This is a genomic window from Priestia sp. YIM B13490 (assembly GCF_042787735.1).
GTDB classification, from domain to species: Bacteria; Bacillota; Bacilli; order Bacillales; family Bacillaceae_H; genus Priestia; species Priestia megaterium.
Genome location: NZ_JBHZOT010000019.1, coordinates 39,232 through 50,235 on the forward strand (window position 1 = coordinate 39,232; position 11,004 = coordinate 50,235).

The following is an 11,004-nucleotide window of genomic DNA, read 5'->3' on the forward strand; positions in this document are numbered from 1 at the left end:
ATTCAGCGTGCTTGCCGTTACTGTGTACGCTGTGCTTTCTGCTGGCGGCGTTGTTGGGGCCGTTGTTGTTCCGGATGCTTGTACATAATCGCTGCTTACATAGCCCGTGCGGCCGTTATAGTTGATTTTGTACCAGCTTCCGCTTTTGCTCACCACAGATAGCGTTTGATCTTTCACTACGCTGCCGATAATCCCGTAAGTCGTTCCCGCTCCGCTTCTCACATTTAGCTTGCTTGCCGTTACTTTATATGTAACTGTCGCTGCATATGCCTTTTCTTGATTTCCTCCGATTGAGCCAAAGCCAGGCGTTACAGCCGTTGCAAGTGTAGCTGTTAACGCTATCCCCACCATTAATTTTTTCAACTGCTTTCCCTCCATTTATCTCTTATAAAATTCTACTATTTTCTATTCTTAATTCATTATCTTACCATATTCCAAAAGAAGGGAAAGGGTCAATAGATGCTTTTCACACGGCCTATAAAAAAAGACAGACCTCTTTGATAGGTCTGCCTCTTTCACTATTATCCTAAATCAACGTTGTGATATACTTGCTGCACATCTTCTAGGTCCTCTAATGCATCAATCATTTTTTCAAACTGAGCTTGTGCATCTTCAGGAAGAGTTACATCATTTTGAGCAAGCATCGTTTGCTCAGCTACTGTAAATTCCGTAATACCAGCATCGTTGAACGCTTTTTGTACCGCATGGAATTGATCCGGATCAGCATAAACAATTACAGAATCTTCTTCTTCTAAAATGTCACGCACGTCTACATCTGCTTCCATTAACAGTTCTAGCGTCTCTTCTTCATCCTTACCTTCTACCCCAATAACAGCTGTTGGATCAAACATGTACGCTACTGATCCGCTTACTCCCATATTACCGCCGTTTTTACCAAAAGCAGCACGCACGTCTGAAGCTGTTCTGTTTACGTTATTCGTAAGAGCATCTACGATAACCATTGAGCCATTTGGTCCAAAACCTTCGTAACGAAGATTATCGTAATTTTCTTCTGATCCGCCTTTTGCTTTTTCAATCGCACGGTCAATAATTGCTTTTGGCACATTGTATGTTTTCGCGCGCTCTAATACAACTTTTAACGCTTGGTTTGATTCTGGATCTGGCTCGCCTTGTTTCGCAGCCACATAAATCTCACGGCCAAACTTGGCATATATACGACTTGTATTAGCATCTTTTGACGCTTTCTTTTCTTTAATATTGTTCCACTTACGGCCCATATTGTTTCACTCTCTTTCAAAATTGAATCTAATAAAATAAATAGGCAATGATATATCCGTCTTTATTATACATCAATTCCCTCTTATCTTTCGAGTTTAATACCTAAAAAAGACAAGCAATCTTTTGGTATATTTCATTAACTAAATAAATGAGAAAACCATTTGATAACCGGCTGAATGATTTTTGTATATACATTTTTAAGCGGTTTGTATATACATCTCATCCAAATCCACCGTAAAGGATAGTAGATCATATGAATTACGATCCACTTAACTCCTTTCCAGAAACAGAGAAATATACGCTGACAAAATGAAACCACAGGGATAACAATTTCATTATAAAATGGCAGCACAACATATTTCCAGAAAAGATAACAAGGGTAACAAACTAGATACAACACAGGGTATAAAACGTACTTCCATATAAATCTAGTTATAGGCAAAAAACATCGTTTCCAAACGAAGAGAATAAAAGGATAGATGAGGACACTCCATAGCCAAGAAATAGGATAAACGAACAAGAAACGTATAATGTATCTCCAAATGAAATCAATGACAGGTTGAATAATTCTTGTTCCTATCCATATGAGGGGCTTAGCGATAAAATATATCCATAGCTTACACAAAATTTGAAATACAAAATAAAAGGGAAAATACAAGACAAAAAAAATGCCTCGCAACACGTACTTTATACTTTGAGCTACTCCACTAATACTTTTCACTTCCTTTTTTATAAGTGAGTTTCGTTCATTTACCTACTCTATTATATAAAATAAATTGAGCAAGCAAATATATTTTTTAGCTCAATGAGAATTATATACAAAAACACCCTTCTATAATAGAAGGGTGTCTAGAACCTTATTATTCGACAGTAACTGATTTTGCTAAGTTACGTGGTTTATCTACATCGCAATCGCGGTGCAATGCAGCGTAGTAAGAGATTAATTGTAAAGGAATAACCGCTGCTAGTGGTGAAAGTGTTTCGTGAACTTTCGGAATCACGTAGCGATCTTCTTCTGTTTCTAATCCTTTCATTGAAATGATACAAGGATTAGCTCCACGTGCTACTACTTCTTTTACGTTACCACGGATGCTTAAGTTTACATGCTCTTGTGTTGCTAATGCAATAATTGGTGTATTGTTTTCAATTAAAGCGATTGTTCCGTGCTTAAGCTCTCCTCCAGCAAACCCTTCTGCTTGGATGTAAGAGATTTCTTTTAGTTTTAACGCACCTTCTAAACCTACATAATAATCGACAGAACGTCCAATAAAGAATGCGTTGCGAGTTGTTGCTAAGAATTGAAGAGCAATGCTTTCCATTTCTTCTTTGTCGTCGCAAAGTACTTCCATTGTGTTTGCTACGATTGCTAACTCTTGAACTAAATCAAATTCTAATTCAATGCCGCGTGTTTTTGCTGTTACAGCCGCTAGAATTGATAGCACTGCTAATTGAGCTGTATAAGCTTTTGTTGATGCTACAGCAATTTCCGGACCTGCATGAAGTAATAACGTATAATCAGATTCACGAGATAACGTTGATCCCGGAACGTTTGTGATTGTTAACGCTTTGTAACCTAGTTCTTTAATTTGAACTAATACTGCACGGCTGTCAGCTGTTTCTCCACTTTGAGAAATAAAGATAAACAATGGCTTTTCAGATAAAAGCGGCATGTTATAAGAGAATTCACTTGCTACGTGCACTTCTACTGGAACCTTCGCCCACGTTTCAATGAATTGTTTACCTACTAGGCCTGCATGATAGCTTGTTCCACATGCTACGATATAGATGCGGTCTGCTTCATCCATTGCTCCTAAAATGTCTGCATCAATGTGCAGTTCATTGTTCTCATTTTGATACTCTTGAATGATTTTACGAACAACTAAAGGCTGCTCATCAATTTCTTTTAACATATAGTGAGGGTACGTACCTTTTTCAATATCACTTGCATCAAGCTCTGCTGTATAAGGTGCTCTTTCTACCACTTCACCATCAAGCGTTTTAATTGTTACGCCTTCTTTTGTAACAATTACTGTTTCTTTATCCATTAATTCTACGTACTGATCTGTTACTTGAAGCATTGCCATAGCATCGCTCGCTACAACGTTAAATCCTTTGCCAACACCTACAAGAAGCGGGCTTTTATTTTTAGCTACGTAGATTGTATTTTTATCTTCGTTATCAACAAGAGCTAGTGCATAAGAACCGTGAAGCAAGCTCACTGTCTTACGGAACGCTTCTTCTACATCTAAGCCTTCTGCTGCGATTTTTTCAATTAACTGAACGATTACTTCTGTATCCGTTTCGCTTTTGAACGTTACATCTTGTAAATATTCACGTTTCAAAATAGCATAGTTTTCAATTACACCGTTATGCACAAGTGTGAAGCGTCCAGATGTACTTTGATGCGGATGAGCATTTTCTTGGCTTGGTACACCATGAGTTGCCCAACGCGTATGACCGATACCTGCTGGTGCTACAACACTGTTATCTACTGCCTGACGCAATTCTGCAATACGGCCTTTTTCTTTGAATACGTGTACGCCTTCATTGTTAACAACTGCAATACCTGCTGAGTCATAGCCACGATATTCTAACTTTTCAAGACCACGTAATAAAATTTCTTTCGAATCTTCTGTTCCAATATATCCTACAATTCCGCACATAGATAAAATCCTCCTTCATGTATGAAAAGAGAGTCTCTTTTCATCATCAATGATTATCATCTCAATGCTTTTGTCCAATAAGTCACCTCATTGTTTTTCACATCAAGTTTTCGGCCGTGATAATCAACAACCGGGAGGCATCCGCCGATACTTCGATAAACCTCCTCCTCGTCAACTAAGTCGTTTCCGTCCCTTTACTTAGTTCAGGCGCTTTGTATTCACTTTTAAACTAGATTGTTCACTCCTTTACATAAATTAAGAGACGAACAGATTTAATATTACAATAAGAAGTGAGAAAACGTCAATTATCTTCTTTACTATCTGTAAAAACAGCCTTTAGCATCAGATAATTTCCAAGAATTTTTCTCAACAATATAAAAATATGCATAAACGGCTTGAAACGTCACCGCTTATGCATATAATTAATGAATTACTCTAAGCCCATTTCTTCTTTTACTACTTCTACGATACGCGTTACATAAGTTTCACATTCTTCTTGTGTTTGTGCTTCAACCATCACACGTACTAACGGCTCTGTTCCTGAAGGGCGTACAAGTACTCGGCCATTACCGTTCATTTCTTTTTCCACTTCTTCAATAACCACTTTTACCTTCTCGTTATCTGTAACATGATGCTTATCTGTTACTTTTACATTTACAAGAAGCTGAGGATATTTCTTCATTTCAGCTGCTAATTCTGATAAAGGCTTTTTCGTTGCTTGCATAATATTTACAAGCTGAATAGCTGAAAGCATACCGTCACCTGTTGTGTTGTAATCTAAGAAAATAATATGACCTGACTGTTCTCCACCTAGGTTATATTGATTAGCTTTCATTTCTTCCACTACATAACGGTCGCCTACACCAGTTTGTGCACTTTCAATCCCGCTAGCTTCTAGTGCTTTATAAAAGCCTAAGTTACTCATAACGGTAGAAACAAGCGTGTTTTTCTTTAAACGCCCTTGTTCATACAAGTATTTTGCACAAATGAACATGATTTGATCACCGTCTACAATCTCGCCTTTTTCATCGATTGCGATTAAACGATCTCCGTCTCCATCAAATGCTAACCCAACATCCGCTCCTTTTTCTTTTAAGAAGGCACTTAATGCTTCCGGATGTGTAGATCCTACACCGTCATTGATGTTTAATCCGTTTGGAGATGCACCCATTGTAGAGATATCTGCATCTAAATCTGCAAATAAATGTGCTGCTAAAGATGACGTTGCCCCGTGCGCACAGTCTAATGCCACATGAATACCTGAGAAGTCTTCATCAACCGTTTGTTTTAAGTATTGCAGATATTTTTGTCCACCTTCGAAGTAGTCATTTACCTGACCTAAATCTCCCCCAACAGGTCTTGGTAATTGATCTGTGTCACTATCCATTAACGCTTCAATTTCATTCTCTTGGGCATCTGAAAGTTTAAATCCATCTGGACCAAAGAATTTAATTCCGTTATCTTGAACTGGGTTGTGCGAAGCAGAGATCATGACTCCTGCTTGTGCGCCAAGTGCTTTTGTTAAGTACGCTACCCCTGGAGTTGAAATAACACCTAGTCGCATAACTTCTGCTCCAATTGAAAGCAATCCTGCAACAAGCGCTCCTTCTAACATATGACCAGAAACGCGTGTATCGCGTCCGATTAATACTTTTGGTCGCTCTGAATCTTTTGTTAGAACGTAACCACCTAAGCGTCCAATTTTAAAAGCAAGCTCAGGAGTTAATTCACTATTGGCAACTCCTCGTACTCCGTCTGTTCCAAAATACTTACCCATTAATTTTCTCTCCTTCATGTCAAAACATTTAGTTTCCTGCTGTATTATCTGTCTGTCCATCTACGGGTGTAGAATTTTCATCACTTTGATTATTACTACTGTCGTCACCAGTTTCTGTACTATCTGTTGGTGTATCTGTATTGTCTTCAGGTGTATCAGTCTCTTCGCTTGGTTTATCAGCTGAATCACCTGAATCACCTGAATTTCCCGTCCCAGGATTTGTTCCTGATCCAGTTCCCGTGTCTGGCTTTGTTTCTTTATCGCTCGTACTTCCACTTGTTTCTTTATCTGTTTGCTCATCATTTGTCCCTGATTGTTTTTTCGCTGTTACACGAACTTTTGCCTGTTTAGTCGATAGAGCTGATGTAACAGAGTCGGGACTATTTATCATAATAGGAACCGTGTGCTCCCCGGCAGATAAATTCCCTACATTCGCTGACAAGCTAATGCCGCTTTTCGTCAACTTATCTAAATCAGATTTTGGTCCTTTTACATCTGCATCTACTGAAGTAGGAGAAAGCAGTTCATATGTGTACTTTGAGGATTGACCAGTTAAAGAAACCGGTAAATTCTTAAATGACTTAGTCTCAGCTGCACTTGCATCCGTTTCTTCTGCGTCTTTCTCATCACCTTGTTTGTCTACTTCCACATGAACGGTAATTTGTTTAGGACTTACACTATCTATTCCGTCTGGAACAGGGACGTTCACCTTAATATCTTTAGATTTCGTAATACCGGTAACATCGACTGGAATATTATCAATTTTATCGATTTTTTCTAAAGAATCAGACGGACCGATAATTTTTACTGTATCTGTTTTAGGCTCTAGCTTCGTAATGTTGACACCGTCGCCTGGCGTGCCTTCTTGAACCACATCGATCGGCACTTTTTTACTAATATTTCTCACTGGGATTGTTACATTGACCGTTTCTGGTTGAACTGTTACGTTCAATTTATTTAAATTCTTGTCTAGTGCGACAACAGTTGCTTGTTTCGTCACTGTTTTTGAAGCATTATCTAAATCAATAATAGCTTTCACATAAGCAACTTGATCCAATTGACTTGATGCGCCCGTTACCGTGACGGCTCTTGGACTAACGGTTGCTTCCCCTGCTTCATATCCATTCTTGACCTTGTTTTTATCATAGCTTGCCTCTACTGAAAACTGTTTTGAATCGCGTTCTTCAATTGTTACGTTTACAATATCAGGCTTAACCACTACGTTTAAATTATCAGAGATATTTCGATACTGAACCTTGACTCTATGCTGCCCTAAGCTTAAATTATCAAGGTCAATATAAGCTTGATAATCTTTTTGTAGCTTTGTTTGAGCCAAAATATTTTTAGGACCTTCCAGTGTCATAATAACCGTATCCGGAACACCTCTTACAATTCTGTTCTTCTCATTATAGGATACTTGAACCGGAACATCTGTTAATGTTTCTACTCCAGTGTTGGCAGAACTGCTTCGGTTCAGAATCTTATTTGATGAACTGGCACCATCATCTAAATTAACAGATAAATATAACATGAAGGCTAACAGCAACGCGATAATTTTCATAACCCACGATCGATTCATCAATTTATCCATTCTTCTTCAACCTCCATTGCCAACGAGTGGAAGAAGTTGCTTTAGAAGTTGTGACTAATTCTTTTTCTAGCATTTCTCTCAATGTATCAATTGTCAATTCACGATACAATTCACCATTTTTGGTAACGGAAATGCCTCCAGTTTCTTCAGATACAATGACAGTCACACTATCTGTTACTTCACTTATTCCTACAGCAGCACGATGGCGAGTACCTAATTCTTTTGAAATAAAAGGACTTTCAGATAAAGGTAAGTAACATGCTGCAGCGGCTACTTGATCCCGCTGTAAAATAACCGCTCCATCATGAAGTGGTGTATTTGGTATAAATAAGTTGATTAATAATTCAGAAGAAATATTAGAGTTGAGCGGTATACCTGTTTCAATATAATCACCCATACCCGTCTCTCTTTCGATTGAGATCAATGCACCTATGCGTCTTTTAGCCATATAATGCGTTGCTTTTATAATCGCCTCAATCGTAACGGTACGTTCATCTTCTTCAGGCAAATTACTGCGTGAAAACAAACGTCCTCTCCCAAGCTGTTCAAGCGCTCGGCGCAGCTCTGGCTGGAAGATAATAATGATAGCTAAAAACCCATACGTTAACGCTTGGTCCATTAACCATTGCAGCGTATTTAGTCCAAGGAAGTTACTTATAAAGCGAACAACTAAAATCACCGTGATTCCTTTTAAAAGCTGTACTGCTTTTGTACCTCTTATGACCATAATTAATTTATATATGACGAACCATACCAGGAGAACATCAACAATTTTTCCTAAATATGAGAGGATTGGCAGGTCTCCAATAGGCATCTTCTCACTTCCTCTATATATGTAATAAAGATAACATAACCGTTTTATTATACCATAAAACAAAATTACACTGTAAATTACATCTTATTTTTAAATCCTTGTTCCTATATAATGTAGCCTTCTTTTTATATAAATAAAACCGTCCACTGTTCCTCTCTAACAAGATAAGCGGACGGTTTTATGTTTCAACTATTAAAAGTCAACAGCTTGTTTGGCATGAGTTTTGACGTTATACCATACCCAGTCAAAAATCTTGTCTAACTCTTCAATATTGCCTGTCACTTCTCCTGCAGATGCTAGATACTTATCACCATGTATAACAGTAACGTTTCCATCTACTTTTCCTTCAATTTTAATATCGCCATTTCTCACAGTAATATCACCTTTGACGGTCTCACCTTTTGGTACAACGACTGTTTTATCGTGAATGACCAAGTTCGGCTGCTTTGAAACAGAAAAGTCTTCATCCGTTTCCCAAGCTGAAAACACGGTGCCTGACATTAACAGCACAAATACAGCAGCTGCACTAAGAATCGGGTGGTTTGTAAACCATCTATTCATTCGAATTCGATTCTTCTCACGTGGTAACCCAGCCATAACACCTGCTGTAAAGTTCATAGGTAATTCTATATGAGAAGTGCTTTGCACAAATGCAATGGTTCTTTTTAACTGATGCATATGCTGCTGACAATCTTTGCATTGATGCAAATGCTCTTTTAATAACAGTTCATTTTCTTTTGTAATATCTCCATCTAAATGCTCATGAATGAGATTTACATACATTTTTGGACATTTCATTCTTAGTTCACTCCTTACAAGTGGCGAAGTCGATTTCTTAAAGCTTCACGTCCTCTGTGAATTCTAGTCTTTACCGTACCAAGAGGCAGGTCTAAAATATCGCTGATTTCTTTTAACGACAGCTCATCTATATATTTTAGGACAATGACAGTTCGATATTTCTCAGGTAGCTTTAATATTTCCGACTGAATGAATTCTTGCAATTCTACTTGCTCTAGTTCTTCCTCTGGTAAGGCCTGATCGGCAGCTATTTGAGAGTACATATTTAACCCGTCGGTCCCGGCTACTTCTGCATCTAAATAATAGTCTGGCTTTTTTTTACGAATTCGATCAATACAAAGATTTGTAGCAATTCGATATAACCAGGTGGAAAACTTTTTACTCGTGTCATAGCTATGAATATTTACATAGGCTCGAATAAACGCTTCCTGGGCAGCGTCTTGGGCTTCTTCCCGGTTTCCTAACATTCGATAACATAGATGAAAAAGTTTATCCTTGTGATATTCTACTATGTCAGCAAACGCATCCTGGTCACCTTTTTTTACTTTTTTTATTTTTCTTTTTAATAATAAATCCATGTAACGGTTACCTCCGCCCATTGCGGGATAGTATATATACGTGTACTTTATCATAAAGTTTCACTTATGCTTAATTATTTTAACAAAAATTTGTCAAATACGTTTAAAAAGATCGTACGTAGGTTATGTAATTAGTATAGATGAAAAGAAGAGGAGTGGAAAGCTTGACTCATACAAAAGAGAACCTTTTGAATCAAATTGAAGAATGCAGAAATAACATGGTCACTCTTGCAGCAGAAAACCCTTTATCATCACTAACAGTAGTGAGAGTCAGTTCAGAGCTAGATGGTTTATTAAATGAATATGAAAAGTTTTTCTCTATATAAAGAAGCTCTCGAATCCGAACTAAGAGCTTCTTTTTTTTATCTTCATATATATTTCATGTACCTTTTGGTAGGTACTAATGTTTTATACTAATTTCTCTCCTAAAAGTGAGCCCATTAATGCAACAGCTACGGTAGCTGTTTTATTCCGTTCATCTAAAATAGGATTCACTTCCACAAACTCAGCAGAAGTGATTAGCTGAGATTCTGCTAACATCTCCATAGCTAAATGACTTTCTCTGTAGCTTATTCCACCGATGACCGGCGTTCCTACTCCAGGTGCATCATGTGGATCCAATCCATCTAAATCGAGTGATAGATGAACGCCATCTGTTTTATCACGCAAATATAAAATTGTTTCTTCCATTACTTTTGTCATACCCATTCGATCTATCTCATGCATCGTATACACTTTAATCCCTTTTTCCTTTATTAACTCTTTTTCTCCTTCATCTAAAGAACGTGCTCCGATAATCACAATATTTTCAGGCTTGACTTTAGGTGTATAACCACCAATTCGAGTCAATGCGTCGTCTCCTATACCTATACTTGCCGCCAATGGCATACCGTGAATATTTCCTGAAGGAGACGTATCTGCTGTATTCAAATCTCCGTGTGCATCATACCAAATCACGCCCAAGTTTTTATAATGACGACTTACTCCTGCTAGTGTTCCGATAGCGATGCTGTGATCTCCCCCTAGCACTAAAGGAAACCTTTTATTTGTAATAACATCACTTACGGTCTGAGCAAGCCTCTCGCTAGCATCTGCTACAGCTTTTAAATTCTTTAAGTTTGTATTTTCATCACTATGTACTCGTTCAGCTAAGGCAATTTCAATATTCCCTTTATCTTCTACACTATATCCAATATTCTCGATGCGTTCAATAACACCTGCATATCGTATCGCACTTGGCCCCATATCCACCCCTCGGCGAGTTTGACCTAAATCCATTGGTACTCCAATAATTGAAAGCTTATTCATAATATGTCCCCCCATCACAAATGTTGCTACTCTCCTATTGTAACGGCTAAATGAGCGATGGCTCAACTCGACACTTTTTTGAATATATATACAATTCTAATTTGTAAAAACTACACAAAAAAACCTTTAAGCAATTTGCTTAAAGGTTGTACGTTTATATGTATGGTGGAGCCTAGCGGGATCGAACCGCTGACCTCCTGCGTGCAAGGCAGGCGCTCTCCCAGCTGAGCTAAGGC

10 protein-coding genes are annotated in these 11,004 nt (G+C 38.1%); 1 reads left to right on the top strand and 9 read right to left on the bottom strand.

The window, feature by feature from the left end:
* The 8 genes from ACFX4R_RS27110 to sigW all read right to left on the bottom strand — a co-directional run.
* The coding region (locus ACFX4R_RS27110) for an SH3 domain-containing protein (protein WP_377571260.1) at positions 1-363 on the bottom strand (363 nt) is incomplete at its 3' end.
* A 158-nt stretch (positions 364-521) separates the two neighbouring features.
* Positions 522-1,238 carry a YebC/PmpR family DNA-binding transcriptional regulator gene (locus ACFX4R_RS27115; RefSeq protein WP_013054976.1) on the bottom strand — a complete coding sequence of 239 codons (717 nt, stop codon included), beginning with the start codon at positions 1,236-1,238 and terminating at the stop codon, positions 522-524.
* Between the two features lie 861 nt (positions 1,239-2,099).
* Positions 2,100-3,902, bottom strand: coding sequence for a glutamine--fructose-6-phosphate transaminase (isomerizing) (gene glmS / locus ACFX4R_RS27120; protein ID WP_043977775.1), 1,803 nt, complete (start codon positions 3,900-3,902; stop codon positions 2,100-2,102).
* Positions 3,903-4,332: 430 nt separating this feature from the next.
* Positions 4,333-5,679: a phosphoglucosamine mutase gene (gene glmM, locus ACFX4R_RS27125; protein ID WP_013054973.1), complete on the bottom strand. Its 1,347-nt coding sequence runs from the start codon at positions 5,677-5,679 to the stop codon at positions 4,333-4,335.
* Positions 5,680-5,707: 28 nt separating this feature from the next.
* A complete protein-coding gene (locus tag ACFX4R_RS27130) occupies positions 5,708-7,270 on the bottom strand; it encodes a CdaR family protein (protein ID WP_043977772.1) in 1,563 nt (520 codons plus the stop codon).
* Complete coding sequence (gene cdaA / locus ACFX4R_RS27135; protein ID WP_013054971.1) at positions 7,263-8,084, bottom strand: diadenylate cyclase CdaA; 822 nt, start codon at positions 8,082-8,084, stop codon at positions 7,263-7,265. The genes ACFX4R_RS27130 and cdaA overlap by 8 nt, the downstream gene beginning before the upstream one ends.
* 192 nt (positions 8,085-8,276) lie before the next feature.
* A complete protein-coding gene (locus ACFX4R_RS27140; RefSeq protein WP_043977769.1) occupies positions 8,277-8,882 on the bottom strand; it encodes an anti-sigma factor family protein in 606 nt (201 codons plus the stop codon).
* Between the two features lie 14 nt (positions 8,883-8,896).
* Complete coding sequence (sigW, locus tag ACFX4R_RS27145) at positions 8,897-9,460, bottom strand: RNA polymerase sigma factor SigW (protein WP_013054969.1); 564 nt, start codon at positions 9,458-9,460, stop codon at positions 8,897-8,899.
* Positions 9,461-9,615: 155 nt separating this feature from the next.
* Here sigW and ACFX4R_RS27150 point away from each other — a divergent pair, with 155 nt between their 5' ends.
* A complete protein-coding gene (locus tag ACFX4R_RS27150; protein ID WP_223260213.1) occupies positions 9,616-9,786 on the top strand; it encodes an aspartyl-phosphate phosphatase Spo0E family protein in 171 nt (56 codons plus the stop codon).
* A gap of 82 nt (positions 9,787-9,868) precedes the next feature.
* Here the strand turns inward: ACFX4R_RS27150 and rocF are convergent, their stop codons facing one another.
* The gene (gene rocF / locus ACFX4R_RS27155; protein WP_013054967.1) at positions 9,869-10,768 is read right to left on the bottom strand and encodes an arginase; all 900 of its coding nucleotides are present in this window, start codon (positions 10,766-10,768) and stop codon (positions 9,869-9,871) included.
* Positions 10,769-11,004: the final 236 nt, after the last annotated feature.

Coding starts and splice junctions, on each gene's coding strand:
- ACFX4R_RS27115 (WP_013054976.1), bottom strand. CDS start 1,238: ATGGGCCGTAAGTGGAACAATATTAAAGAAAAGAAAGCGTCAAAAGAT.
- glmS (WP_043977775.1), bottom strand. CDS start 3,902: ATGTGCGGAATTGTAGGATATATTGGAACAGAAGATTCGAAAGAAATT.
- glmM (WP_013054973.1), bottom strand. CDS start 5,679: ATGGGTAAGTATTTTGGAACAGACGGAGTACGAGGAGTTGCCAATAGT.
- ACFX4R_RS27130 (WP_043977772.1), bottom strand. CDS start 7,270: ATGGATAAATTGATGAATCGATCGTGGGTTATGAAAATTATCGCGTTG.
- cdaA (WP_013054971.1), bottom strand. CDS start 8,084: ATGCCTATTGGAGACCTGCCAATCCTCTCATATTTAGGAAAAATTGTT.
- ACFX4R_RS27140 (WP_043977769.1), bottom strand. CDS start 8,882: ATGAAATGTCCAAAAATGTATGTAAATCTCATTCATGAGCATTTAGAT.
- sigW (WP_013054969.1), bottom strand. CDS start 9,460: ATGGATTTATTATTAAAAAGAAAAATAAAAAAAGTAAAAAAAGGTGAC.
- rocF (WP_013054967.1), bottom strand. CDS start 10,768: ATGAATAAGCTTTCAATTATTGGAGTACCAATGGATTTAGGTCAAACT.